Genomic DNA, 25,955 nt, shown 5'->3' on the forward strand with positions numbered 1-25,955 from the left:
CGCATTATACATGGGAGCTATCAATTACACACTATTACTCCAGCTGCTGCAGCTCTCCCTGCGGGGTGACCCGCCAGCGATGCTGGCAAAAGCCGAGCAACGGGTTATCCTGCTCACTGTCGCTATAGCCGCTATACAGCTGCAGCGGTGCGCCAATCTTTTTCTCCAGCTGCACCACCTTTTCATGGCCCAGGCAGCGCAGGGTCAATACCCAGCCGCCCCAGCGGCGCGCGGTGCGGCTGGCTATCAGATTCACCCGCGGCAGCCAGAGGGTATCGCGATAAACCTGTTCCACCAGCGACTGCGGCGAGCCGGTGATCAACCAGACGTCGGCATCGGTACTGGTGAGGTAGGCCGTCAGCCGCGCATGAACCACGGGAAACGCTGTCACATGATGACGAAACCAGCCGACAAACTCCGCTTCCAGCCGCTTCAGTACCGCCTCGCGACGGCCAAAGGTTGACGCCCATAGCAGGAGGCTCATCGGCCAGCGCGCCGCCCGCCCGCACACCGCCAGCCCGGCAAGGATCACCGGCCCCATCGCCACCACCAGCAGCAGGTTCAGCGGCAGATGGCGCAGCAGGTAGCGCAGAAAACTGCCGAACATATCCTGTTGATGTAAGGTTCCGTCCAGATCGAAAAACACCACTCTCCGTTCACTGTGCTGCAAACTGCCCCCTTCTCTCAGGATTCACTTCTCGTTAGGGTAAGCTTAACAGTCTTATGCCATGAAGAGGGAAAACATCCCTGCCGTTAAGGAAGAATTAAATTAGCAGGCGAAGGAAAAATTGTGGCTTATGAATTTTTAATTCGTGGTATACCCCTTATAATCGAATAAAAATTCTTTCAGTCACGAGCCGGACGGCTCCAGCGGAGCTCCAATGAACTGTTTAACGCGTATTCGTCAGCGCTATCCCACCCTGGCGGCGAGCGACAAAAAGTTGGCCGATTTTATTCTGAGCCAACCCGATGACACCCGGCACCTCAGCTCACAGCAGCTGGCGACGGAAGCCGGGGTGAGTCAGTCCAGCGTGGTTAAATTTGCCCAAAAACTGGGGTTCAAAGGCTTTCCGGCGCTGAAGCTGGCGCTGAGTGAAGCGCTGGCCAGCAGCCCGGATCCGCACTCCGTCCCGGTACATAACCACATTCGCGGTGACGACCCGCTACGTCTGGTGGGCGAGAAACTCATCAAAGACAATGTCGCCGCCATGCATGCCTCGCTGGACGTCAACACTGAAGAGACGCTGCGGGAAGCCGTCACGCTGCTGCGCAACGCCCGGCGGGTGATCGTCACCGGGATTGGCGCGTCCGGCCTGGTGGCGCGTAACTTTAGCTGGAAGCTGATGAAGATCGGCGTCAACGCTGTCTCTGAGCAGGATATGCACGCTCTGCTGGCGACGGTGCAGGCCATGTCCAGCGACGATCTGCTGCTGGCGATCTCTTACTCCGGCGAGCGTCGGGAGATCAATATGGCGGCCGGTGAAGCGCTGCGCGTCGGCTGTAAGATCCTGGCGATCACCGGCTTTAGCCCTAACGCCCTGCAGCAGCAGGCGACCCACTGCCTGTATACTATCGCCGAAGAGCAGGCGACGCGCAGCGCGGCCATCTCCTCCACCAGCGCGCAAATGATGCTCACCGACCTGCTGTTTATGGGGCTGGTGCAGCAGGATCTGGAGCGGGCGCCGGAGCGCATTCGCCATAGCGAAGCGCTGGTGAAAAAGCTGGTCTGAGCAGAAAATGGGCGTATAATGCCCGCCCTGTTTGTGTTGTTTCTGAGATTTTCCTGATGGCGCTGTTAATTACCAAAAAATGCATCAACTGCGATATGTGCGAGCCGGAGTGCCCCAATGAGGCCATTTCGATGGGTGACAGCATTTATGAAATTAACAGCGACCGCTGCACCGAATGCGTGGGCCATTACGATACGCCCACCTGCCAGAAGGTGTGCCCGATCCCGAATACTATTCTGAAAGATCCGGCACACGTCGAGAGTGAAGAACAGCTGTGGGATAAATTCGTCCTGATGCACCACGCGGATAAAATTTAACCGCCGTCGCGCTTAGCTTTCGACAATCACCGTGGCGCAGGCGTAATGGCGCTCATCGGCGAGCGTGACATGAATATGGCTCACCCCCAACCGTTCCGCCAGCCGTTGCGCCTCACCCCATAGCCGCAGCTTCGGCTTGCCCAGCTCATCGTTGTAAACTTCGAACTGATTAAAGGCCAGCCCGTTGCGGATCCCGGTCCCCAGCGCTTTCGCCGCCGCTTCCTTGACCGCAAAGCGTTTCGCCAGGAAACGCACCGGCTGCTGATGCTGCTCCCAGATACTCCATTCATGGTCGCTCAGCACCCGGCGGGCAAGGCGATCGCCGCTGCGGGCGATCACCGCTTCGATGCGGGCGATCTCGACGATGTCGGTACCCAGCCCGAGAATGGCCATTAGCCGCGCGCTTCCAGCATCAGACGCTTCATTTCCGCCACCGCCTCTTTCAGGCCGCTCATCACCGCGCGGCCAATAATCGCGTGGCCGATATTCAGCTCATGCATTTCCGGCAGCGCGGCAATCGCTTTCACGTTGTGATAGGTCAGACCGTGACCCGCATTAACCTTCAGGCCGAGGCTGGCGGCGTAGGCGGCCGCTTTGGCAATGCGTTCCAGCTCCTTCGCCTGCTCGGCGTCGGTTTTAGCATCGGCATAGCAGCCGGTATGGATTTCGATATAAGGCGCGCCAACGTCCGCTGCCGCTTTAATTTGTGCTTCATCCGCATCGATAAACAGGGAGACCAGGATGCCGGCATCCGCCAGGCGTTGACAGGCATCACGCATCTTGTCGCGCTGGCCGGCGACGTCCAGCCCGCCTTCGGTGGTCACTTCCTGGCGCTTCTCCGGCACCAGGCAGCAGAAATGCGGTTTGGTTTCGCAGGCGATCGTCAGCATCTCTTCGGTGACCGCCATTTCAAGATTCATGCGGGTGTGCAGCGTCTGGCGCAGGATACGCACATCGCGATCGGTGATATGGCGGCGGTCTTCGCGCAGATGCACGGTAATGCCGTCGGCGCCGGCCTGTTCGGCAATGAAAGCCGCCTGAACCGGATCCGGGTAGGCGGTGCCGCGGGCGTTACGCAAGGTCGCGATATGGTCAATATTGACCCCTAACAGTAATTCAGCCATGACAATCCTCGTTAATCATTCTTCGTATTATCCGCTCGCGCCTTTCGCGCGGGCATAAACTGGCGAAACAATTCCCGGCTCTTGAGCGGTTTGCCGCCGAGATAGGGCTTCAGGGCGATACGGGTAAAGCGCTTCGCGGCGCGCAGCGTATCAACATCAGGAAACTCGCGACTCGCCAACGCTTTCAAATGGTGCCCGGTAAACGTGTTGTTATCAATCACCAGGCTGGCAATAAAGCCTTTTTCTTCGCGATAGCGGTAGGTCATGGTGTCGTCCACCGGCTCGCCGCTCCCGGCGCAGTGGAGAAAATCCACGCCATAGCCCAGGTGCCCGAGCAGCGCCAGCTCAAAGCGCCGCAGCGCCGGCTCCGGCGAGCCGCTGGCCCCGGCGAGCGCCTGAATGCAGTGCAAATAGTCAAAAAAGAGTTCGGAGAAGCGCGTTTCGTGCTCCAGCACACGGGAGATAAGCTCGTTAACGTAAAGACCGCTGTAGAGGGTGATGCCGCTGAGCGGCAGCGCCAGCGAGACAGCTTCCGCGCTGCGCAGGGTTTTGACTTCGCCGCGGCCGCCGAAGCGAACCAGCAAGGGGGTAAAGGGCTGTAAAGCGCCTTTAAGATTCGAGCGTTTGGAGCGTGCGCCCTTGGCAACCAGGCGCACGCGACCGGATTCTTCCGTGAAGACGTCCAGCATCAGGCTGGTTTCGCTCCACGGTCGGCTATGCAGGACAAAGGCGCGCTGCCATCCATCCACGTTGCGTTAACTCAGAGGTCGTCAACATAACCGAGACTGCGCAGGGCGCGCTCGTCATCGGCCCAGCCGGATTTCACTTTAACCCACAGCTCGAGGTGCACCGGCGCTTCAAACATCTCCTGCATGTCCTTACGCGCTTCGATACCGATGGTTTTGATTTTGGCGCCTTTGTTGCCAATCACCATCTTCTTCTGCCCTTCACGCTCGACGAGGATCAGGCCGTTGATGTCGTAACCGCCGCGCTCGTTGGTCACAAAACGTTCGATTTCCACGGTGACGGAGTACGGCAGCTCAGCGCCAAGGAAACGCATCAGTTTTTCACGGATGATTTCGGAGGCCATAAAGCGCTGGGAACGATCGGTAATATAATCTTCCGGGAAGTGATGGATCGCTTCCGGCAGATGCTTACGCACGATCGCCGCGATGGTGTCGACGTTGGTCCCCGTTTCCGCCGACATCGGCACGATATCAAGGAAGTTCATCTGGCTGGCGAGGAACTGCAGGTGCGGTAACAGATCCGCTTTTTCCTGCACGTTATCTACCTTGTTGACCGCGAGGATCACCGGCGCTTTCGCGTCGCGCAGCTTGTTGAGCACCATCTCGTCGTCCTGCGTCCAGCGGGTGCCTTCCACCACGAAGATGACCAGTTCAACATCGCCAATCGAGCTGCTGGCCGCTTTGTTCATCAGGCGGTTAATGGCGCGCTTCTCTTCCATATGCAGGCCCGGAGTATCGACGTAAATCGCCTGATACGGCCCTTCGGTATGGATGCCGACGATGCGGTGACGGGTGGTCTGCGCTTTACGGGAGGTGATCGAGATCTTCTGCCCAAGCAGCTTATTCAACAGCGTGGATTTGCCAACGTTTGGACGACCCACGATGGCGACAAACCCACAATAACTTTTTTCTTCGCTCATTCCAGCTCCAGCTTTTTCAGCGCCTGTTCGGCGGCAGCCTGCTCCGCCTTACGACGGCTGGAACCTGTGCCAACCACCGGTTCACTCAGGCCACTGACCTGGCAGTGGATAGTAAATTCCTGATCGTGCGCTTCGCCGCGCACCTGGACCACCAGGTAGGACGGCAGCGGCAGATGACGACCCTGCAGATACTCCTGCAGACGCGTCTTCGGATCCTTTTGCTTATCGCCCGGGCTGATTTCGTCCAGACGAGTCTGGTACCAGGAGAGAATTAAGCGTTCAACGTTCTGAATATCGCTGTCGAGGAAAACCCCGCCAATTAACGCTTCAACGGTGTCCGCGAGAATCGATTCGCGACGGAAACCGCCGCTTTTCAGTTCGCCCGGCCCGAGGCGCAAGCATTCGCCCAGCTCAAACTCGCGGGCGATTTCTGCCAGCGTGTTGCCGCGCACCAGCGTCGCGCGCATACGGCTCATGTCGCCTTCATCCACGCGAGGAAAGCGATGATACAGCGCGTTAGCGATCACGAAACTTAAAATGGAGTCGCCTAAAAATTCCAGGCGCTCATTATGTTTGCTGCTGGCACTGCGGTGAGTTAATGCCTGTTGCAACAGCTCCTGATGATGAAAAGTGTAGCCCAGCTTTCGTTGAAGCCGATTAATTACGATGGGGTTCATGCGTTACCAATAAATGAATGCGTCAAAGATGCAGCACACGAAACCGACCTGAGCATACGCTTCAAACAGGAAGTTGAAACAGACCAATACGCTTTCGTGTGCAGTGTCACCCGGCAGAGCGACAACCAAAAACTTCGGGGGGATATTCTATACGCAACGACACGGGATGTCGTTAGTTTGAATGGATTTAAATACTAAATAATTCACGCCGCTGCGATAACAGCAGCGGCGTGAATTCAGCAGATGAAATTAATGAATTCCACCAATGCGCGATAACCGCACACCGGTCGGCCATTCACCTTCCTGCTTTTCAAAACTCATCCAGATAGCGGTGGCTTTTCCGACCAGGTTTGCTTCCGGCACAAAGCCCCAGTAACGGCTGTCGGCGCTGTTATCCCGGTTGTCGCCCATCATGAAGTACTGACCCGGCGGCACAATCCAGGTGGCCAGCGGCAGACCGCTCTGATGGTAATACATGCCAGCCTGATCCTGAGCAATCGGCACCATCAGAATACGATGCGTGACGTCGCCCAACGTCTCCTGACGCTCGGTGAGGCGAATGCCGTCGGCTTTGGTTTCGCCCTTCGGCAGCTGCCAGAAACCGCTGCTCGCCTCGCCGCCGTTGCTGCGGGAGAAGGTCTGAACGAAATCGCTCGGCTCCACGTTGGAGTAAGTCACCGGCAGCGCGTTGCCGCAGGCCTGTCCGGAGCTGCAGCCCGGCTGAATAGTGACCTGCTTGGCAATCGGATCGTAGGTGACCTTATCCCCCGGTAGCCCCACCGCGCGCTTGATGTAGTCCAGGCGAGGGTCTTCCGGATATTTAAACACCACGATGTCGCCGCGCTTCGGATGACCCGTCTCGATCAGCGTTTTCTGGTAGATAGGATCTTTAATGCCGTAGGCAAATTTCTCCACCAGGATGAAATCGCCAATCAGCAGAGTCGGCATCATCGAACCGGATGGGATCTGGAACGGCTCATAAATGAATGAACGTACCACCAGAACGATCGCCAGCACCGGGAAAACCGATGCGCCGGTTTCCAGCCAACCCGGTTTCGGACCGACTTTCTTCAACGTCTTTTTGTCCAGCTGCTCGCCGGTCGCTGCCTGAGCAGCGGCCTGACGCTCACGACGTTTCGGTGCAAAAATGAACTTGTCCAGGCACCATAAAACGCCCGTCACCAGGGTTGCAATCACCAGGATCAGGGCAAACATGTTCGCCATGCCAACTCCTTAGGGTTATTTGCCGTCTTTACCAACGTGCAGAATGGCGAGGAACGCTTCCTGCGGCAGTTCAACGTTACCGACCTGCTTCATACGCTTCTTACCTTCTTTCTGCTTCTGCAGCAGCTTTTTCTTACGGCTGACGTCACCGCCGTAGCATTTCGCCAGCACGTTTTTACGCAGCTGTTTCACGGTAGAGCGCGCGATGATGTGGTTGCCGATGGCCGCCTGAATCGCGATGTCGAACTGCTGACGCGGAATAAGATCTTTCATCTTTTCCACCAGCTCGCGGCCGCGATACGGCGCGTTATCGTTGTGGGTGATCAGCGCCAGCGCATCGACGCGCTCGCCGTTGATCAGCACATCGACGCGTACCATGTTCGACGCCTGGAAGCGTTTGAAGTTGTAGTCCAGCGACGCATAGCCGCGGGAGGTAGACTTCAGACGGTCGAAGAAGTCGAGCACCACTTCCGCCATCGGGATTTCGTAGGTCAGCGCCACCTGTTTACCGTGGTAAACCATGTTGGTCTGCACACCACGTTTCTCCACACACAGAGTGATCACGTTGCCGAGGAACTCCTGCGGCAGCAGCATGTGACACTCGGCGATCGGCTCGCGCAGCTCCTGAATATTATTCAGCGGCGGCAGCTTGGACGGACTGTCGACGTAGATAACTTCTTTGGAGGTGGTCTCCACTTCGTAAACTACCGTCGGCGCGGTGGTGATCAGGTCGAGATCGTATTCACGCTCCAGACGCTCCTGAATGATCTCCATGTGCAGCAGGCCAAGGAAGCCGCAGCGGAAGCCGAAGCCCAGCGCGGTAGAACTTTCCGGCTCGTAGAACAGAGAGGCGTCGTTGAGGCTTAGTTTGCCCAGCGCGTCGCGGAAAGCTTCATAATCATCGGAGCTCACCGGGAACAGGCCGGCATACACCTGCGGTTTCACCTTCTTAAAGCCAGGCAGCGCTTTGTCTGCCGGGTTGCGGGCGGCGGTCAGGGTATCGCCCACCGGCGCGCCGAGGATGTCTTTGATCGCGCAGACCAGCCAGCCTACCTCGCCGCATTTCAGCTCGGTACGGTCAACCTGTTTCGGGGTAAAGATGCCCAGACGGTCGGCGTTATAGACCTGGCCGGTGCTCATGACCTTGATCTTATCGCCCTTGCGCATGGTGCCGTTTTTAATCCGCACCAGCGACACCACGCCGAGGTAGTTATCGAACCAGGAGTCGATAATCAGCGCCTGCAGCGGCGCGTCCGGATCGCCTTCCGGCGGCGGAATATCGCGCACCAGACGCTCCAGCACGTCGGTCACGCCGACGCCGGTTTTCGCCGAGCAGCGCACCGCATCGTGGGCATCGATCCCGACGATATCTTCAATCTCGTCCGCTACGCGCTCAGGGTCGGCCGCAGGCAGGTCGATCTTGTTGAGTACCGGAACGACCTCCAGGTCCATCTCCATGGCGGTGTAGCAGTTGGCCAGGGTCTGGGCTTCTACGCCCTGCCCGGCGTCAACCACCAGCAGCGCGCCTTCGCACGCGGCGAGGGAACGGGAGACTTCATAGGAGAAGTCCACGTGGCCCGGGGTGTCGATAAAGTTCAGCTGATAGGTCTCACCGTCGTTGGCCTTATAGTCCAGGGTGACGCTCTGCGCCTTGATGGTGATCCCGCGTTCGCGCTCAAGATCCATGGAATCCAGAACCTGGGCTTCCATTTCACGATCAGAAAGGCCACCGCAAATCTGGATGATACGGTCAGACAGCGTCGACTTACCGTGGTCGATGTGAGCGATGATCGAAAAGTTACGTATATTCTTCATATTTAGAGTTAATTATGCCTTACGAGTATCATGAGGCCGCTGTACTGTGCCTGACGTTTTTTAATCCGAAAACGCCGCATTCTACACTACATCCTTGAAACCAGGAAATGCTGTTAGATCCAGCATAACCGCAGAAATTGTGGCGTTGTAACAGGAAGGGTAAATAAAGATAAGGGCCAGTGAAATCACTGACCCATGTCGGAGGAAGGCGTTTCGATACGCACCAGATCCGGCGGCAACGCGACGCTCAGGATCACCGGCTGCCACGACTGGCGCGCTGCCAGCTGCGGCGACAGACCGCGCGCCACCAGGAACCCGCCGACGCCGCCCAGCAGCGCGCCGCAAAGTGACGCGATATCGCTGGCAAACAGCACCTGGAAAATCGACGCCATCACAAACAGCCCCACCAGCGGCGCCATGTAGACCAACAGCGCCGAACCCAGCAGACTGCTCTCGGCGATCCCCAGCTCCACTTTTTGCCCCGCCGTCAACGGCTGCTCGCAGGGCACGCTGATGGTATGGCTGGTCTGCGGCCCCAGCTTGTTTAATACCCGGCTGCCGCAGCCGGCGCGGGAGGCGCAACTGCTGCAGGAGGCTTTAACGTCGCAGTGCACCTGCGCCACGCCGTTATGCCAGGAAACCACGGTGGCCCACTCTTTGATCATTGTACTGCCTTGAATTTAATGCTGTCTGAGATACGCTTCGCCGTCTGCGGCGGCAGTTCGCCCACCACAGTGATCTCCGCGTTATCGCGTACCGTCGTGCTGACGGTGCGTCGGCCGGTGCGCAACAGCTGGTCACTGCTGGCCGCGGTGGCGCGGTTGATATTGATCGAGAAGCTGAACAAGCCGTCGGAATAGAGACGTGATTCTACCGGACCATCAAAGGTGGGCAGACGACGCTGGCTGCTGGAAACCTCAGTCATGCCCTGAGGGAGCCACGTCGGCGCCCAGTTGAAGTTGGCTTTGTCGCCCCCTTCAGGCACCGACAGCTGCGGCGGCAAATTCGCTTTTGCCAGCGTCTCCATGCTGGCGCTGACGTTATCGCCAACGTTGAAAGAGACGACCCGGAACTGCTCCAGCGTTTCACCGTCGCGGTCGAGTAAATCAACGCGCAGCGGCAGCTTAGTCTCAGCGTCCAGCCAGGCGATAAAGCTATAGCGCGTGCCGTCGCGAGCCACGACGCGGATCACGTCGCAGAGGCGGTCGGCGATACGGGTACGGCCTACGGAGATAAAATCATAGGCTGCGCTGAGACGTTTGAAATCGCTGTAAACCAACGACGGCAGCGAATCGACGATATAGTCGCCGTTCAGGGTGAACGGATCGAGGCCGGGTTCAAAATAGCTGATTTCCGTACCGCGCAGGACCACTTCCCGGCGCGGACCGTCCAGCTGCAGAAGCTGCGCCAGCGGTTGATTGTTCAGTCGCGCGTGACGATAGCGCAGCGACTCAACGCCTTGTTTGCTGATGCTGACGAACGAGAGCTCATAGTTGAGGGACTGGCTGGCCAGGTTCATCTGCTGCAACAACGCCCCGGACGATGTATCAGCCGAGGCGTTGACAGAGAACAACAGACTGCCTGCCATGAGCGACATGGCACACCAAAGTTGCTTCATTACTGCGATTGCGTTCCTAAAGTTTGATAACCCGGCACCTGGACTGCGGCCTGCTGAGTCTGGGCCTGGCCAAACTGAAGCTGCTCAGCGTGCAGGCGGCGCTGCAGTTCGTAGTCCTGCAGCATGGCGTTAATCCGCCGGCGCTGTTCCTGGACCTGAGCCTGCTGGCCGCTACCTGCTGATGCGTCAGCCGGTACGCCAAGACTTACCGGGCTCGCTTTGCCCATCATTGGCAGCGTATTGAACACCGGCGCCTCTGGCTGCTGAGCGGCATCAGACTGCCCATTATAGTGCTGGACGCCGACGATAACCGCAAGCGATACGCAGGCGGCAACGCCCATCTGGGTTAGTGAGCTGGCCCACGGACGCACTTTGTTCCAGAACGGCATTTGCCGCCACTGGTGTGGTGCGGGCTGAGATTCAGGAATAAGCGGCGCCGTCTGACGAACGGGCTCATTTTCAATGGCGGCCATCACCCGGGCGGAGATATCAAATTGCAGCACCTCTGCGGTATCGCCACGCAGCGTATCGCGGATAAGGTGGTAACTCTCCCAGGTTTTTTGCATCTCAGAAGAACGACTCAGCTCGTTGAGCAGTTCGTTATCCAGCGTTTCACCATCCATTAAAGCCGAAAGTTTTTCTTTCTGCATGCCTGATACCCTTTTCCAGTATTCCGCTATCGTCAACGCCTGATAAGCGGTTGAACTTTATTATCAATAGCTTCTCGCGCCCGGAAGATACGCGAACGCACCGTCCCAACCGGACAATCCATGATAGCGGCTATCTCTTCATAGCTCAGGCCATCCAGCTCCCGTAACGTAATTGCCATGCGTAAATCTTCCGGGAGCGATTCAATGGTACGAAAAACTATTTGTCTCAGTTCTTCTGACAACATTAAGTTCTCAGGGTTCGAAATTTCTTTCAACGCTCCGCCGCTTTCGAAGTTTTCCGCCTCGTTGGCGTCAACATCGCTGGACGGCGGACGGCGTCCCTGAGCAACCAGATAATTCTTCGCCGTATTGACGGCGATACGGTATAACCAGGTGTAAAAAGCGCTATCTCCCCGGAAAGAGTCCAGCGCACGCCATGCCTTAACGAACGATTCCTGAACGACGTCAGCGATATCGCCCGGCGGTACATAGCGGGAAACCAGGCTCGCGACCTTATGCTGATAGCGCACTACCAGCAAATTAAACGCTTTCTGATCTCCTTTCTGGACCCGTTCAACAAGGACCTGATCCGTTAACTGCTCGCTCATCCGAGGTAATGTCTCCCCAAACCCAATTCCCATGCGTCTTCAAAACACCACCCAAAATCTGCATTATGAGCAAGCTGACTGTTGGAGTGTATGAAAACAATAAAGTTCCGTTACGCTTTTTGTTTTTTGTCTGGCAACGGCGGCAGATCGTTATCAATCATTATATGCCCTGGTTGCTAAACGATAGGTTAGTCAATAAGAAAAAGCGCAGGCCCGTCTGAAGGGTATCGTAACACGGCGTTTATTTCACTATAAAATCCAATGCTATCAACCTGCCACGCGTCTCATTTTCGCCGTGCTCCAGACCGTTTCCGCTCGCCTGCTGTTTAGCCGTCACAACGCCCGCCAAAAAAAATGTACGATTCCTCACGAGCTGGTGCTATTGTGAGCTAAATGTGTTTAGTAAATTAAACAAAGACGATGAATACCACTCCTGACTTCTCTTGTGATGTGTTGATTATCGGCAGCGGCGCTGCCGGCCTCTCCCTTGCGCTGCGCCTGGCAGAGCACAGTTCGGTGACCGTGCTGAGTAAAGGGCCGATCAGCGAAGGTTCTACGTTCTATGCCCAGGGCGGGATTGCCGCCGTTTTCGACGAGACGGACAGTATTGAATCCCATGTCGAAGATACCCTGATTGCCGGCGCAGGGTTATGCGATCGCCATGCGGTCACCTTCGTCGCCAGCAATGCCAGATCATGCGTCCAGTGGCTTATCGATCAGGGCGTATTGTTTGACACTCAGGTCCAGGCCAATGGCGAAGAGAGCTATCATCTCACGCGCGAAGGGGGCCACAGCCATCGGCGCATTCTCCACGCCGCCGACGCTACCGGCAAAGCGGTGGAGACGACGTTGGTCGATAAAGCCCTCGCCCACCCCAATATCCGCATCCTTGAGCGCAGCAATGCCGTCGACTTGATCGTATCGGATAAGATTGGCTTGCCAGGTACGCGCCGGGTGGTCGGGGCGTGGATCTGGAACCGCAATAAAGAGCGCGTGGAAACCTGCAGCGCGAAGGCGGTGGTGCTCGCCACCGGCGGAGCCGCCAAGGTTTATCAATACACCACTAACCCCGACGTCTCTTCCGGAGACGGTATCGCGATGGCCTGGCGGGCGGGCTGCCGGGTGGCAAATCTGGAATTTAATCAGTTTCACCCCACCGCGCTGTATCATCCGCAGGCGCGCAACTTCCTGCTTACCGAAGCGCTGCGCGGCGAAGGCGCCCACCTTAAACGCCCGGACGGCACCCGCTTTATGCCGGACTTTGACGAACGCGGCGAGCTGGCCCCACGCGATATCGTCGCCCGCGCCATCGATCATGAGATGAAGCGCCTTGGCGTGGACTGTATGTTTCTTGATATCAGCCATAAACCCGAGGCGTTTGTTCGCCAGCACTTCCCGATGATTTACGAAAAGCTGCTCGGCCTGGGAATTGATTTAACCAAAGATCCGGTGCCGGTCGTCCCTGCCGCACATTACACCTGCGGCGGCGTGATGGTGGATGATAATGGCCGCACCGACGTCGATGGGTTATACGCTATCGGCGAAGTCAGCTATACCGGGCTGCACGGCGCGAACCGTATGGCCTCGAACTCGCTGCTGGAGTGCCTGGTTTACGGCTGGTCCGCCGCGGAAGATATTGCCCGACGCCTGCCGCTGGCCCAGAAGGTTAGCACCCTGCCGGCGTGGGATGAAAGTCAGGTGGAGATCCCGGATGAACTGGTGGTTATCCAGCATAACTGGCACGAGCTGCGGCTGCTGATGTGGGATTACGTGGGGATTGTGCGCACCACCCGCAGGCTGGAGCGCGCCCTGCGGCGCATTACCATGCTGCAGCAGGAGCTGGATGAGTATTACGCCCGCTTCCGCGTCTCGAATAATCTGCTGGAGCTGCGCAATCTGGTGCAGGTGGCGGAGCTTATCGTACGCTGCGCGATGTTGCGCAAAGAGAGCCGCGGTCTGCATTACACCCTCGACTATCCGCAGCCGCTGCCGAACAGCGGCCCGTCGATACTGTCGCCCCTGGCTCACATAAAGAGATAAAAATCCTCGGTCAGAGCGGTAAAGCCTTCAGAATACTGCTGCTCTGGCCCGCGAATCGCCAGCCTGTCGCTGAAACACTCCCCCGCCGTCGGGGAGAAAGCCAGCAGCACCCGGTGCGGCGGCCGCAGCTCGGTCTCCGCCACGTCAGTGCGCAGTCGCAGGTGCCAGCCCATCGCGGTTGCCCGTTCGATAAACGCATTACCGATATCTACCGGCAGCACCACGCAAAAAAAGCCTTCTTCGGTGATATGTTCAGCGGCGCAGGTCAACAGAGAAGCGTGATCGAGCGTAGTGGTATACCGCGCCTGCTCCCGCTGCGAGGTGGCGCAAGGCACCCCTTCCGCAAAGAAGGGCGGGTTACTGATTATCAGTTGATAGCGTCGGGTCTGCGGCGGCTGCCACTGATGAATATCGGCCTGACAGACCTCAACCCGCGCAGCCCATGGCGACGCGAGAGCATTTTCCTGCGCCTGGGCGGCGGCCTCTGCGTCCAGTTCAACCGCATCGACACATACATCATCGCCGGTACGCTGGGCGAGCATTAGCGCCAGCAGGCCGCTGCCCGCGCCAATATCCAGCACATGCTTCACCCCGGCAATCGGCGCCCATGCGCCGAGCAAAATGCCGTCGGTACCCACCTTCATCGCGCAACGATCGTGGGCGACAAAAAACTGTTTGAAGGTAAAACCATTGCGCGGCAGCGCAAACTTCGACTGAGACATCCTCAATAACCTTGCCGACAAAAACTCCTGAACGTAAGGCTATGCACAATACCGGAGAACAGATAGCCTTACAAACAGATGAACATTACGTCAGTAACGTCTATAATCGGCGGCCCACTCAGAGGTAGAACATGACTGTAACGACTTTTTCCGAACTTGAACTCGACGAAAACCTGCTGGAGGCCCTCCAGGATAAAGATTTCACTCGCCCGACAGCCATTCAGGCCGCCGCTATTCCGCCTGCGCTCGATGGCCGTGACATCCTCGGTTCAGCGCCGACCGGCACTGGTAAAACGGCGGCGTATCTGCTGCCAGCGTTGCAGCACCTGCTCGATTTCCCGCGTAAGAAATCCGGCCCGCCGCGTATTCTTATCCTGACGCCGACCCGCGAGCTGGCGATGCAGGTGGCTGACCACGCCCGCGAGCTGGCAAAGCATACCCATCTGGATATCGCCACCATTACCGGCGGCGTAGCCTACATGAACCACGCGGAAGTGTTCAGCGAAAACCAGGACATCGTGGTCGCCACCACTGGTCGCCTGCTGCAGTATATAAAAGAAGAGAACTTCGACTGCCGCGCCGTCGAGACCCTAATCCTCGATGAAGCCGACCGCATGCTGGACATGGGCTTTGCGCAGGATATCGAAACCATCGCCGGTGAAACCCGCTGGCGCAAGCAGACTATGCTGTTCTCCGCGACGCTCGAAGGCGATGCGATCAAAGACTTCGCCGAACGTCTTCTGGAGGAGCCGGTTGAAGTTTCCGCTAACCCGTCGACTCGCGAGCGCAAGAAAATCCATCAATGGTACTACCGCGCTGACGATATCGAACATAAAACCAAACTGCTGGTGAATCTGCTGCAACAGCCGGAAGCTACCCGCGCTATCGTCTTTGTGCGCAAGCGCGAGCGCGTGCATGAGCTGGCCAACTGGCTGCGTGAAGCCGGGATTAACACCTGCTGGCTGGAAGGCGAGATGGTGCAGGCCAAGCGTAACGAAGCCATCAAGCGTCTGACCGATGGCCGCGTAAACGTGCTGATCGCTACCGACGTCGCCGCCCGCGGTATCGATATTCCGGACGTCAGCCACGTCTTTAACTTCGATATGCCGCGCACCGCCGACATCTATCTGCACCGTATCGGTCGTACCGGGCGTGCAGGTAAGAAAGGCACCGCGATTTCGCTGGTTGAAGCGCACGACCACCTGTTGCTGGGCAAGATCGGCCGCTACGTTGAAGAACCGCTGAAAGCTCGGGTGATTGATGAATTGCGACCAAAAACCCGCGCGCCAAGCGAGAAGCTGACCGGTAAACCATCGAAGAAAGTGCTGGCGAAACGCGCCGAGAAAAAAGAGAAAGAAAAAGAAAAGCCGCGGGTGAAAAAGCGCCACCGCGATACGAAAAATATCGGTAAGCGCCGGAAACCAAGCGCAGCCGGGACGCCATCAGCGCCCAACGAAGAGTAAAAAAAACGCCGGGTTATCCCGGCGTTTTCACATCTGGCGTTAGCCTTACAGGCTTTCGGTAAAGGTACGAGCGATAACGTCGCGCTGCTGTTCCGGCGTCAGGGAGTTGAAGCGCACCGCGTAGCCAGAAACACGAATGGTCAGCTGCGGATATTTTTCCGGATGTTCAACCGCGTCCAGCAGGGTTTCACGACGCAGCACGTTAACGTTCAGGTGCTGACCGCCTTCCACGCGAACTTCTGGTTTCATGTCTACCGGGATTTCACGGTATTCGATTTCACCCAGTTTGCTGACCGCCACCACGTCATCTTCCGCAAAACCACCTTTGGCGCACAGGCAGCGCGCTTCGCCTTTTTCACTATCCAGCAGCCAGAAAGAGTTCAGCAGGTCGTCGTTTGCCGCTTTAGTAATTTGGATACCAGTAATCATTTGATGCCTCCCAGGCAGTGTTTATTCGATTTTGGCCTCTTCGCGGCCAATTGGTAAAACCATTGTTGTATGAGTGTATATATATCAGCCGCCCCTTCGGCATTCTTTGATGTAAATCAATAAAAACCACTCACTCTAAGTGGGTATGCAAGGATTTTATTGTTTTACATCAAGTTACGCCATGCGCTGCTATAAATAATTTTGTAAATTTTCAATTTTTTTTGCATGAAGGCCCGCGTTGAGCCGTGCCGATTTTGTTCTGTAGAAAGAAGCCGTTAAGCTATAGCAATGACCCTTTGCAGGAGAGCAAGATGACCACCCCTTTAACCTGGCATGACGTGCTGGCGGATGAAAAGCAACAACCCTATTTTCTCAATACTCTGAAGACCGTCGCCGAAGAGCGCCAGTCCGGGATCACCATCTATCCACCGCAAAAAGACGTCTTCAATGCGTTTCGCTTTACCGAACTGGGCGATGTCAAAGTCGTCATTCTCGGCCAGGACCCCTATCACGGCCCGGGGCAAGCCCACGGTCTGGCGTTCTCGGTTCGCCCGGGCGTCGCCATCCCGCCCTCGCTGCTAAATATGTACAAAGAGCTCGAGGCCACTATCCCTGGCTTTACCCGCCCTACCCATGGTTACCTGGAAAGCTGGGCGCGCCAGGGAGTGCTCCTGCTGAATACGGTCCTGACCGTCCGCGCCGGGCAGGCGCACTCGCACGCCAGTCTCGGCTGGGAAACGTTTACCGATAAGGTAATCGCGTTAATCAATGAGCATTGCGAGGGAGTGGTCTTTCTACTGTGGGGCTCCCATGCACAGAAGAAAGGCGCGATTATCGATCGCCAGCGCCACTGCGTACTGAAGGCGCCGCACCCGTCACCGCTCTCTGCACATCGCGGCTTCTTTGGCAGCAACCATTTCGTGCAGACCAATCAGTGGCTGACCGAGCGCGGCGAAGCGCCGATTGACTGGATGCCGGTCCTTCCCGCCGAAAGCGAGTGATCAACAGCCATAAAAAAAGCCAGCATCAGCTGGCTTTTTTTATTCAGGGACAGGTATTACGCCTTGTTCTGACGCCACCACTCCGCCAGCAGAACGCCGGTCGCCACAGAGACGTTCAGGCTTTCGACATTGCCGGTACCATCGATGGCGACGCTGAGGTCCGCGCTGGAGATCGCTGCATCCGACAGGCCATCGCGCTCCTGGCCTAACACCAGCACCATTTTCTTCGGCAGCTCGGCTTTAAACAGCGGGGTACCATTATGGCTGGAGGTCGAGACAATCGCGTAGCCCGCCTGACGGAATTGATCAAGAGTATCGATGAAGCTGTCGCCGGTGATCGGCTCAACATGTTCCGCACCGCCTTCCGCCGTACGGATCGCCGCGCCGGACTCCAGCACGCCGGCATCCTGAACCACAACGCCCTTCACGCCGAAGTGCGCGCAGCTGCGCATGATCGCCCCGAGGTTGTGCGGGTTACCCACGTCTTCCAGCGCCAGAACGCAATCTTCTTCTGCGGCCTTCGCGACCCACTGGGCAACAGAGGTGCCGTGGCGTTTTTTAATCAGGAAGCAGACGCCGCCGTGGTGATCGGTCCCGGAGGCTTTCGCCAGCTCGGCTTCATCAACCACATGATAGGCTTTACGGTTAGCCGCCATCCAGCGCAGCGCCTCTTTAAAACGCGGCGTCACGCTCTGAATAAACCAGGCGCGGACAATAGCTTCCGGGCGGCTCTGGAACAGGGCCTGACAGGCGTTTTCACCATACACGCGGGTCTCTTCCGCGCGCTGGCGACGCAGTACTTCCGGATCGATAAAGCTCTTCCCGCTGATCCCGCCGTGATCTTCTTTTACCGGCGTCTCATCGCCAGGGGCGCGGGAAACGGTACGCCACGGGGACGCATCGTCACGATGAAAATCATCGCGCTTGCGCTCATCACGCTTGCGGTCATCGCGTTTACGATCGTCACCGCGGCTGTTTCGTTCGTCACGCGCAGGGCGGCTGCGGCCGTCAACACGAGATTTTCCTGGACGACCTCCCCCTTTCCCGGTACGTGGGTTATGGGTGCGTTTGTCAGAATCATCATCACTGCGGACATACATCACTTTGACCTTGCCGCTTTTATTTTTCAGTTCGTCGCTCATCAATTTTCTCCACCTGCGCTGCGCGAAGCGCGCAGATTACCCGATGTGTCATCGCTTCGCCATGATTTCGTTTAAAAGCCGGCCTCTATTGCACTCATCGAACAAAACGCATTGTCCTTAAATAACACTTAATCGATAATATGTAACATCACAGAAACATATCGGCCACGTGCCACGTTGCAACCCATAACCAGAGGTTAGTTATGAATACCGTTTGTGCCAGTTGTCAGGCTCTGAACCGCCTCCCGGACGATCGTAGCGCGGATGGCGCAAAGTGCGGACGCTGCGGTCACGATCTTTTTGACGGCGACGTCATCAACGCGACCGGGGCAACGCTGGATAAACTCTTAAAGGACGATCTGCCGGTCGTTGTTGATTTCTGGGCGCCATGGTGCGGTCCCTGCCGTAGCTTCGCGCCGATCTTTGAAGACGTTGCGGAAGAGCGTAGCGGGAAGATGCGCTTTGTGAAAGTTAACACCGAAGCGGAACGTGAGCTTAGCGCACGGTTTCGTATCCGCAGCATCCCGACCATTATGATGTTCAAAAATGGCGAAGTGATCGACATGCTCAATGGCGCGGTGCCAAAAGCGCCATTTGATAGCTGGCTGAACGAAGCCGGACAGCAGTAATCCTTCCGGGGCACCGCTTGTGCCCCGTTTTAGCCTCTGCGACAATAGCGCTTTTCATTAGCGACTCCCATGACTGATAACGCTGTCCTTCGCCTGCGCGCCGAACGTCTCGCGCGAGCCACCCGCCCTTTCCTTGCGCGCGGTAATCGCATCCGCCGCTGCCAGCGCTGTCTGCTGCCGCTCAAGCAGTGTCTGTGCGCCACGTTAACGCCGGCGCAGGCCACCAGCCGCTTTTGCCTGGTGATGTTTGATACGGAACCGATGAAGCCCAGCAACACCGGTCGGCTCATCGCCGATATTCTGCCGAATACCGAGGCTTATCAATGGTCGAGAACCGAGCCGCCGCAGGGGCTGCTTGACCTGGTCGCCCATCCCGATTACCAGCCGATGGTGGTGTTCCCCGCCTCCTACGCCGGGCCGGAGCGCCAGGTCCTGAGCGCGCCGCCGTCTGGCAAACCGCCGCTGTTTATCATGCTCGACGGCACCTGGACCGAAGCGCGTAAAATGTTCCGTAAGAGCCCTTATCTGGACGCGCTGCCGATAATCTCCGTCGATCTGTCCCGCATCTCAGCCTACCATCTGCGCGAGGCGCACGCCGACGGACAATATTGTACCGCAGAAGTGGCCATCGCCCTGCTGGACCTGGCGGGCGATGCACCAGCCGCCGCAGCGCTTGGCGAACACTTCACCCGTTTCCGGACCCGTTACCTGGCGGGAAAAACCCAGCATAAGGGCAGTATCACAGCGGACCCGGTGGAAAACGTTTAAAATCATTCGGTCACTGGGATGAAAGGAGACCGGTATGAGCCAACGAGGCCTGGAAGCACTGCTGCGACCAAAGTCCATCGCCGTTATTGGCGCATCAATGAAACCGCAGCGCGCTGGCTATCTCATGATGCGCAACCTGCTAGCCGGTGGCTTCAATGGCCCGGTGCTGCCGGTGACCCCCGCCTGGAAGGCGGTGCTCGGGGTGCTGGCGTGGCCCACCATCGAGAGCCTGCCCTTTACGCCGGATCTGGCGGTACTCTGTACCAACGCGCGGCGTAATCTCGAGTTGCTTGAAGCCCTGGGGCAGAAAGGCTGCAAGACCTGCATCATTCTTTCTTCGCAGCCTGAGCAGTATCCGGTGCTGCTGGCGTGCGCCACCCGCCATCAGATGCGCCTGCTCGGCCCCAACAGTCTCGGCCTGCTGGCGCCGTGGCAAGGGTTGAACGCCAGCTTTTCGCCGGTGCCGATCCATCGCGGTAAACTGGCCTTTATCTCGCAATCGGCTGCCGTCTCCAACACCATCCTTGATTGGGCGCAACAGCGCGAGATGGGGTTTTCCTACTTCATCGCGCTGGGTGATAGTCTGGATATAGATGTCGATGACCTGCTGGACTTTCTGGCCCGCGACAGCAAAACCAGCGCCATTTTGCTCTACCTTGAGCATCTCAGCGACGCGCGCCGGTTTGTTTCCGCCGCGCGCAGCGCCTCGCGAAACAAGCCGATCCTGGTGATTAAAAGCGGCCGTAGTCCCGCGGCTCAGAAGCTGTTGCACGTCAACTCCGGGATGGATCCGGCATGGGATGCGGCCATCCAGCGTGCTGGTCTACTGCGGGTCCAGGATACCCATGAGCTCTTCTCCGCCGTAGAAACCCTGAGCCATATGCGCCCGCTGCGCGGTGAAAAACTGATGATCGTCAGCAACGGCGCGGCGCCGGCGGCGCTGGCGTTGGATGAGCTTTGGCTGCGTAACGGTAAGCTGGCGACCCTCAGCGAGGAGACGCGCGACGCCCTGCGCCAGGCGCTGCCGGGCGGCGTCGAGATCGCCAACCCACTGGATCTACGCGATGACGCCAGCAGCGAACATTATCAGCGGGCGGTGAATATTCTGCTTAACAGCCAGGACTATGACGCGCTGCTGGTGATCCACTCTCCCAGCGCCGCCGCGCCGGGCACCGAGAGCGCCCTGGCGCTGATCGACGCCCTGAAGCACCATCCGCGTGGCAAATATGTCACCGTGCTGACCAACTGGTGCGGCGAATTCTCCTCCCAGGAGGCGCGACGGCTGTTCAGCGATGCCGGCCTTCCCACCTATCGTACGCCGGAGGGGACCATCACCGCCTTTATGCATATGGTCGAGTACCGCCGCAACCAGAAACAGCTACGCGAGACCCCCGTGCTGCCGGACTCGTTAACCGCCAATACCAGCGAGGCGCATGCCCTGCTCCAGCAAGCGATCGATGACGGTGCCACCACGCTGGATACCCACGAGGTCAGCCCGGTACTCCGGGCCTACGGCATCCACACACTGCCAACCTGGATCGCCGCTGACAGCGCGGAAGCGGTGCATATTGCTGAGCAGATAGGCTATCCGGTTGCGTTGAAGCTGCGTTCCCCGGATATTCCCCACAAATCAGAAGTACAGGGGGTCATGCTGTATCTACGTACCGCGGCAGAAGTGCAGCAGGCAGCGGATGCGATGATCGATCGCGTCAGGCTGGCCTGGCCCCGGGCGCGCATTCATGGCCTGCTGGTGCAGAGTATGGCCAATCGCGCCGGCGCCCAGGAGCTGAGAGTGGTGGTTGAGCACGATCCCCTCTTCGGCCCGTTGATTATGTTGGGCGAAGGCGGCGTAGAGTGGCGGGCCGAGGACCAGGCCGCCGTGGCGCTGCCGCCGCTGAATATGAACCTGGCGCGTTATCTGGTGATCCAGGCGATCAAAAATAAGAAGATCCGCGGCCGCAGCGCATTGCGACCGCTGGATATCGCGGGCTTAAGCCAGCTGCTGGTTCAGGTCTCGAACCTGATCGTCGACTGCCCGGAGATCCAGCGCCTGGATATTCATCCCCTGCTCGCCTCCGGCAACGAGTTTACGGCGCTGGATGTTACCCTTGGGCTTGCTCCCTTCAGCGGCGACAGTGAAAGCCGTCTCGCTATTCGTCCCTATCCGCACCAGCTGGAGGAGTGGGTGGTGATGAAAAATGGCGATCGCTGTCTGTTCCGGCCGATCCTGCCGGAAGATGAACCGCAGTTGCTCGCGTTTATCGCCCAGGTCACCAAAGAAGATCTCTATTATCGCTATTTTAGTGAGATCAACGAATTTACCCATGACGACTTAGCCAATATGACCCAGATCGACTACGATCGAGAAATGGCGTTTGTCGCCGTCAGGACCACCGCGGAACAGAGCGAGATCCTTGGCGTGACGCGGGCGATCTCAGACCCTGATAATATTGATGCCGAGTTTGCTGTGCTGGTCCGTTCAGATTTGAAAGGGTTAGGCCTGGGCCGAAGGCTGCTGGAAAAGCTGATCGCCTATACGCAAAGCCATGGCCTGCAACGGCTGAATGGGATTACGATGCCGAATAACCGAGGCATGATCGGCCTCGCCAGAAAGCTGGGATTCACCGTTGATATTCAGCTGGAAGATGGGATTGTCAGTCTGTCGCTGCCCCTGAATCAGGGATAATCGCGCGACGCTGACCGCAATTGTTGACCACATTAGCGGGTAGTAATGGTATTATTGCCCGCTTACGTCGTCTGCATGGTACAGAAGACCCTTCAATAAACAGAGAAGAAACGCACTGTGATGTTGTCAAAATTTAAGCGTAATAAACATCAACAACACCTTGCCCAACTCCCTAAGCTTTCTCAGTCAGTTGATGATGTAGAGTTCTTTTACGCCCCTGCGGATTTCAGGGAAGCGTTACTGACCCGGATTGCCAACGCCACTCAGCGTATATGCATTATTGCGCTCTACCTGGAGCAAGATGATGGCGGAAAAGGAATTTTGCAGGCCCTGTATGACGCCAAGCGTCAGCGTCCGCAACTGGATGTTCGCGTCCTCGTGGACTGGCACCGCGCTCAACGTGGCCGTATCGGCGCCGCCGCCTCCAACACCAACGCCGACTGGTATTGCCGGATGGCCACTGAAAATCCGGGCGTAGAGATCCCCGTTTACGGCGTGCCGATTAACACCCGGGAGGCGCTCGGCGTTCTCCATTTCAAAGGCTTTATTATCGATGACTGCGTCCTCTACAGCGGCGCCAGCCTGAACGATGTTTATCTGCATCAGCATGATAAGTACCGCTATGATCGCTATCAGTGCATCCGAAACGGCAAAATGGCGGACGTCATGTTTGACTGGGTCGACAATAATCTGGTTCAGGGACGCGGTGTGAATCGTCTCGACAGACCGGATCGGCCAAAAAGTCCGGAAATCAAAAACGACATTCGCCAGTACCGTCAGGAGCTCCGCGACCGCAGCTACCATTTTGTCGGCACCGCCGGTGACGAAGAACTCTCCGTCACCCCGCTGGTAGGCCTGGGGAAATCCAGCCTGCTGAACAAAACTATCTTTCACCTGATGCCCTGTGCCGAGCACAAGTTAACGATCTGCACCCCCTACTTCAACCTTCCTGCCGTGCTGGTAAGAAATATCATCCAGCTGCTACGCGACGGTAAACAGGTGGAGATTATTGTCGGCGATAAAACCGCTAACGATTTCTATATTCCCGAAGATCAGCCGTTTAAAATCATCGGCGCGCTTCCTTATCTGTATGAAATCAACCTGCGGCGTTTCCTCAGCCGGCTGCAGTATTATGTGAATACCGATCAGCTGATCGTCCGCCTGTGGAAGGATGACGATAACAGCTACCACCTGAAAGGCATGTGGGTTGATGATGAGTGGATGCTGCTCACCGGCAACAACCTTAACCCGCGCGCCTGGCGACTCGATCTGGAAAATGCCATTCTGATCCACGATCCAAAGCAGCAGTTGGGGGCCATGCGGGAGAAAGAGCTGAAGCTCATCCGCACCCACACCACGGTGGTGAAACATTATCGGGATCTGCAAAGTATTGCCGACTACCCGGTGAAAGTGCGTAAACTGATCCGCCGACTACGGCGGATCCGCATCGACCGGCTGATCAGCCGTATTCTCTGACAATCAGCCCCGCCTCGACGGGGCTTTTTTCTGGAAGCACTATGCGTACGATAATCGTGATTGCTTCGCTGATGTTAACGGGCTGCAGCCACATGGCAAATGATGCATGGTCCGGTCAGGACAAAGCCCAGCATTTTCTGGCCTCGGCGATGCTGTCTGCCGCGGGCAATGAATATGCGCAACATCAGGGTTACAGCCGGGACCGCAGCGCCGCTATCGGCCTGATGTTTTCTGTCAGCCTCGGCGCCTCAAAAGAGCTTTGGGACAGCCGCCCGGCAGGGAGCGGCTGGAGCTGGAAGGATTTCGCCTGGGATGTAGCCGGCGCGACCACCGGCTACGCTGTGTGGCAACTGGCGCACCAGTAGCGGCTAAAGACGCAGGCCTTTGCCCTTGCGATGCAGCATCAGGGAGACCAGGAAGGCGATGGCCGCCATCACCGTTACGTACCAGTAAAAAGCGTGCTCTATCCCCGCCGATTTAAGCGACAGCGCGACATACTCCGCCGAGCCGCCAAACAGGGCATTCGCGACGGCATAGGAAAGCCCTACCCCAAGCGCACGAACCTGCGCCGGGAACATCTCGGCCTTCAGGATGCCGCTGATCGAGGTATAGAAACTGACAATCAGCAAGGCGCAGATCACCAGGCCGAAGGCAGCATAGGGGGAGCTCACTTTTTGCAAGGCGCTCAGGATAGGCACGGTAAATAATGTCGCCAGTACGCCAAAGCACAGCATGGAGGTACGGCGGCCTACTTTATCCGAAAAAGCGCCGAACAGCGGTTGAACCAGCATATAAACGAACAGCGCCGCAGTCATGATCACGCTGGCGGTGCTGGCCGTCATTCCCGCCGTGTTGACCAGATACTTTTGCATATAGGTAGTAAAGGTATAAAAGGTCAGCGATCCGGCGGCGGTAAAGCCCAACACCATCACGAAGGCCCGGCGATTACGCCACAACCCTTTAAATGAGCCAGCCTCTTTCAGCGCCCGGGTCTCCTGCTTTGAGGTTTCGTCCAGCTGGCGACGCAGCCACAGCGCGACGATGGCCAGTACTGCCCCGAGAGCAAAAGGAATACGCCATCCCCATGCATGCAGATCTTCGTCGCTCAGCACCTGCTGGAGCGCCACGACCACTAATACCGCCAGTAGCTGTCCGCCAATTAACGTGACGTACTGGAAAGAGGCGTAGAAGCCTTTCTTTCCTTCAATCGCCACTTCACTCATATAGGTCGCGCTGGTGCCATATTCTCCCCCGACCGACAGCCCCTGGAACAGACGGGCCAACAGAAGCAACGCCGGAGCCCAGGTGCCGATGACTGCATAGCCCGGCAGGCAGGCAATTACCAGTGAACCAAAGCACATCATGCAGACCGAAATAAGCATGGACGTTTTACGTCCGCGGCGGTCAGCGATCCGACCAAACAGCCAGCCACCGATAGGACGCATCAGAAATCCGGCGGCGAATACGCCTGCCGTTTGTAAAAGTTGAGTGGTGGTATTTCCGGATGGAAAGAAGATATGGGCAAAATAGAGCGAGCAGAATGAGTAGACGTAAAAATCAAACCACTCAACCAGATTTCCCGAGGAAGCGCCAACAATTGCCCAAATACGACGACGGGTGTCAGCCAGCTCCGGCGCGGCCCGTTCGGTAATGCTACTCTCTGTCATTGTTATATTGCTCCAGCAAAGACTGCAATCTGTCTTGTCGGGCGTACCACGTCACGCAGACAAATTAGTTAGTAAACTAAATGTTATATAATTGTTATATCTTTATATGTGATTGCATTCACATTTTTTTTCGTAAGCACGGTTTTCGCGATCAACGCCAGCGCAGGAGCAAGGAAAAAGTGGATTATGGCGAAGGGATTGCCACGACGGGGTTTTATGTTGCTTTGAATGAAGATGATGAGGGAGATATGGTGGGATTTTCGCCGGAGGCGGTGCTGAGCCCCCCTGGCCGGGCTACCGGGGAGGCATGCCGGCACCCTCGCCGGATGACACAAACGCAAAAAAGCTCAGCCTTCCGACTGAGCTTTCTGCTTTATTTGATGCCTGGCAGTTCCCTACTCTCACATGGGGAGACCCCACACTACCATCGGCGCTACGGCGTTTCACTTCTGAGTTCGGCATGGGGTCAGGTGGGACCACCGCGCTAGTGCCGCCAGGCAAAT

The 25,955-nt window shown here is 57.3% G+C and carries 27 protein-coding genes and 1 rRNA gene; 10 read left to right on the forward strand and 18 right to left on the reverse strand.

All coding sequences use genetic code 11. The features are described 5' to 3' along the window. Positions 1 to 34: 34 nt before the first annotated feature. Complete coding sequence (gene yfhb, locus GT756_RS18795; protein WP_004201838.1) at positions 35 to 670, reverse strand: phosphatidylglycerophosphatase C; 636 nt, start codon at positions 668 to 670, stop codon at positions 35 to 37. Positions 671 to 881: 211 nt separating this feature from the next. On the opposite strand from yfhb, the gene GT756_RS18800 reads away from it, so the two are divergent. After that, the gene (locus GT756_RS18800; RefSeq protein WP_017900417.1) at positions 882 to 1,730 is read left to right on the forward strand and encodes a MurR/RpiR family transcriptional regulator; all 849 of its coding nucleotides are present in this window, start codon (positions 882 to 884) and stop codon (positions 1,728 to 1,730) included. A gap of 56 nt (positions 1,731 to 1,786) precedes the next feature. Beyond that, the gene (locus tag GT756_RS18805; protein ID WP_004144350.1) at positions 1,787 to 2,047 is read left to right on the forward strand and encodes a YfhL family 4Fe-4S dicluster ferredoxin; all 261 of its coding nucleotides are present in this window, start codon (positions 1,787 to 1,789) and stop codon (positions 2,045 to 2,047) included. A gap of 12 nt (positions 2,048 to 2,059) precedes the next feature. Here the strand turns inward: GT756_RS18805 and acpS are convergent, their stop codons facing one another. From acpS to rseD, 12 genes are all read right to left on the reverse strand, one after another. Then, the gene (gene acpS / locus GT756_RS18810) at positions 2,060 to 2,440 is read right to left on the reverse strand and encodes a holo-ACP synthase (RefSeq protein WP_004201835.1); all 381 of its coding nucleotides are present in this window, start codon (positions 2,438 to 2,440) and stop codon (positions 2,060 to 2,062) included. Continuing rightward, positions 2,440 to 3,171: a pyridoxine 5'-phosphate synthase gene (gene pdxJ, locus GT756_RS18815; RefSeq protein ID WP_017900416.1), complete on the reverse strand. Its 732-nt coding sequence runs from the start codon at positions 3,169 to 3,171 to the stop codon at positions 2,440 to 2,442. The genes acpS and pdxJ overlap by 1 nt, the downstream gene beginning before the upstream one ends. An 11-nt stretch (positions 3,172 to 3,182) precedes the next feature. Next, positions 3,183 to 3,920 carry a DNA repair protein RecO gene (recO, locus tag GT756_RS18820; RefSeq protein ID WP_004201833.1) on the reverse strand — a complete coding sequence of 246 codons (738 nt, stop codon included), beginning with the start codon at positions 3,918 to 3,920 and terminating at the stop codon, positions 3,183 to 3,185. An 11-nt stretch (positions 3,921 to 3,931) separates the two neighbouring features. Continuing rightward, positions 3,932 to 4,837, reverse strand: coding sequence for a GTPase Era (gene era, locus GT756_RS18825; protein WP_017900415.1), 906 nt, complete (start codon positions 4,835 to 4,837; stop codon positions 3,932 to 3,934). Next, positions 4,834 to 5,514 (reverse strand): ribonuclease III, encoded by a 681-nt coding sequence (gene rnc / locus GT756_RS18830; protein ID WP_002914065.1) that lies wholly within the window; start codon positions 5,512 to 5,514, stop codon positions 4,834 to 4,836. The genes era and rnc overlap by 4 nt, the downstream gene beginning before the upstream one ends. A 249-nt stretch (positions 5,515 to 5,763) precedes the next feature. Further along, a complete protein-coding gene (lepB, locus tag GT756_RS18835) occupies positions 5,764 to 6,738 on the reverse strand; it encodes a signal peptidase I (protein ID WP_004201827.1) in 975 nt (324 codons plus the stop codon). Between the two features lie 15 nt (positions 6,739 to 6,753). Continuing rightward, positions 6,754 to 8,553, reverse strand: coding sequence for a translation elongation factor 4 (lepA, locus tag GT756_RS18840; RefSeq protein WP_004201823.1), 1,800 nt, complete (start codon positions 8,551 to 8,553; stop codon positions 6,754 to 6,756). A gap of 185 nt (positions 8,554 to 8,738) precedes the next feature. Continuing rightward, complete coding sequence (gene rseC, locus GT756_RS18845) at positions 8,739 to 9,218, reverse strand: SoxR-reducing system protein RseC (protein WP_004201822.1); 480 nt, start codon at positions 9,216 to 9,218, stop codon at positions 8,739 to 8,741. Beyond that, the gene (gene rseB / locus GT756_RS18850) at positions 9,215 to 10,171 is read right to left on the reverse strand and encodes a sigma-E factor regulatory protein RseB (RefSeq protein WP_004201821.1); all 957 of its coding nucleotides are present in this window, start codon (positions 10,169 to 10,171) and stop codon (positions 9,215 to 9,217) included. Before rseB ends, rseC begins: the two co-directional genes overlap by 4 nt. Beyond that, on the reverse strand, positions 10,171 to 10,821 hold the full coding sequence (gene rseA, locus GT756_RS18855; protein WP_004201820.1) for an anti-sigma-E factor RseA: 651 nt from the start codon (positions 10,819 to 10,821) through the stop codon (positions 10,171 to 10,173). The genes rseB and rseA overlap by 1 nt, the downstream gene beginning before the upstream one ends. A 32-nt stretch (positions 10,822 to 10,853) precedes the next feature. Continuing rightward, positions 10,854 to 11,429, reverse strand: a complete 576-nt coding sequence (gene rpoE, locus GT756_RS18860) for an RNA polymerase sigma factor RpoE (protein ID WP_002914074.1) — start codon at positions 11,427 to 11,429, stop codon at positions 10,854 to 10,856. Continuing rightward, the gene (gene rseD / locus GT756_RS26390) at positions 11,426 to 11,530 is read right to left on the reverse strand and encodes a rpoE leader peptide RseD (protein ID WP_122383554.1); all 105 of its coding nucleotides are present in this window, start codon (positions 11,528 to 11,530) and stop codon (positions 11,426 to 11,428) included. The genes rpoE and rseD overlap by 4 nt, the downstream gene beginning before the upstream one ends. 319 nt (positions 11,531 to 11,849) lie before the next feature. Between rseD and nadB the strand changes: the two genes are divergently transcribed. Beyond that, positions 11,850 to 13,469 carry an L-aspartate oxidase gene (gene nadB / locus GT756_RS18870; protein ID WP_017900412.1) on the forward strand — a complete coding sequence of 540 codons (1,620 nt, stop codon included), beginning with the start codon at positions 11,850 to 11,852 and terminating at the stop codon, positions 13,467 to 13,469. Here nadB and GT756_RS18875 read toward each other — a convergent pair. Next, positions 13,454 to 14,191 carry a tRNA1(Val) (adenine(37)-N6)-methyltransferase gene (locus GT756_RS18875; RefSeq protein ID WP_053810078.1) on the reverse strand — a complete coding sequence of 246 codons (738 nt, stop codon included), beginning with the start codon at positions 14,189 to 14,191 and terminating at the stop codon, positions 13,454 to 13,456. The two genes, nadB and GT756_RS18875, sit on opposite strands and share 16 nt — an antisense overlap. 131 nt (positions 14,192 to 14,322) lie before the next feature. On the opposite strand from GT756_RS18875, the gene srmB reads away from it, so the two are divergent. Then, positions 14,323 to 15,654 (forward strand): ATP-dependent RNA helicase SrmB, encoded by a 1,332-nt coding sequence (gene srmB, locus GT756_RS18880; protein ID WP_114508353.1) that lies wholly within the window; start codon positions 14,323 to 14,325, stop codon positions 15,652 to 15,654. Positions 15,655 to 15,699: 45 nt separating this feature from the next. Here the strand turns inward: srmB and grcA are convergent, their stop codons facing one another. Then, positions 15,700 to 16,083, reverse strand: coding sequence for an autonomous glycyl radical cofactor GrcA (gene grcA, locus GT756_RS18885; protein ID WP_094334407.1), 384 nt, complete (start codon positions 16,081 to 16,083; stop codon positions 15,700 to 15,702). A gap of 311 nt (positions 16,084 to 16,394) precedes the next feature. Between grcA and ung the strand changes: the two genes are divergently transcribed. Continuing rightward, positions 16,395 to 17,084, forward strand: a complete 690-nt coding sequence (ung, locus tag GT756_RS18890) for a uracil-DNA glycosylase (protein WP_004201816.1) — start codon at positions 16,395 to 16,397, stop codon at positions 17,082 to 17,084. Positions 17,085 to 17,140: 56 nt separating this feature from the next. On the opposite strand, the gene GT756_RS18895 is transcribed toward ung, so the two are convergent. Beyond that, positions 17,141 to 18,226 carry a tRNA/rRNA methyltransferase gene (locus tag GT756_RS18895; protein ID WP_023318890.1) on the reverse strand — a complete coding sequence of 362 codons (1,086 nt, stop codon included), beginning with the start codon at positions 18,224 to 18,226 and terminating at the stop codon, positions 17,141 to 17,143. Positions 18,227 to 18,429: 203 nt separating this feature from the next. On the opposite strand from GT756_RS18895, the gene trxC reads away from it, so the two are divergent. From trxC to GT756_RS18920, 5 genes are all read left to right on the forward strand, one after another. Continuing rightward, positions 18,430 to 18,855, forward strand: coding sequence for a thioredoxin TrxC (gene trxC / locus GT756_RS18900; RefSeq protein ID WP_002914091.1), 426 nt, complete (start codon positions 18,430 to 18,432; stop codon positions 18,853 to 18,855). A 69-nt stretch (positions 18,856 to 18,924) separates the two neighbouring features. Then, the gene (tapT, locus tag GT756_RS18905; RefSeq protein WP_065878243.1) at positions 18,925 to 19,623 is read left to right on the forward strand and encodes a tRNA-uridine aminocarboxypropyltransferase; all 699 of its coding nucleotides are present in this window, start codon (positions 18,925 to 18,927) and stop codon (positions 19,621 to 19,623) included. A 34-nt stretch (positions 19,624 to 19,657) separates the two neighbouring features. Next, positions 19,658 to 22,309 carry a protein lysine acetyltransferase gene (pat, locus tag GT756_RS18910; RefSeq protein ID WP_065878239.1) on the forward strand — a complete coding sequence of 884 codons (2,652 nt, stop codon included), beginning with the start codon at positions 19,658 to 19,660 and terminating at the stop codon, positions 22,307 to 22,309. 120 nt (positions 22,310 to 22,429) lie between these two features. Further along, positions 22,430 to 23,785 carry a CDP-diacylglycerol--serine O-phosphatidyltransferase gene (gene pssA, locus GT756_RS18915; RefSeq protein ID WP_004201812.1) on the forward strand — a complete coding sequence of 452 codons (1,356 nt, stop codon included), beginning with the start codon at positions 22,430 to 22,432 and terminating at the stop codon, positions 23,783 to 23,785. 41 nt (positions 23,786 to 23,826) lie between these two features. Continuing rightward, positions 23,827 to 24,150, forward strand: a complete 324-nt coding sequence (locus GT756_RS18920; RefSeq protein WP_004201811.1) for a YfiM family lipoprotein — start codon at positions 23,827 to 23,829, stop codon at positions 24,148 to 24,150. A gap of 3 nt (positions 24,151 to 24,153) precedes the next feature. Here the strand turns inward: GT756_RS18920 and GT756_RS18925 are convergent, their stop codons facing one another. Both GT756_RS18925 and rrf read right to left on the reverse strand, forming a co-directional pair. Continuing rightward, entirely contained in the window at positions 24,154 to 25,452 is a 1,299-nt protein-coding gene (locus GT756_RS18925; protein WP_064187564.1) for an MFS transporter, read from the reverse strand. A 382-nt stretch (positions 25,453 to 25,834) separates the two neighbouring features. Further along, positions 25,835 to 25,950, reverse strand: a 5S ribosomal RNA gene (gene rrf / locus GT756_RS18930). Positions 25,951 to 25,955 lie beyond the last annotated feature (5 nt).

Origin of the sequence: Klebsiella sp. Q2 (assembly GCF_009900705.1) — a bacterium.
GTDB classification, from domain to species: domain Bacteria; phylum Pseudomonadota; class Gammaproteobacteria; order Enterobacterales; family Enterobacteriaceae; genus Klebsiella; species Klebsiella quasipneumoniae.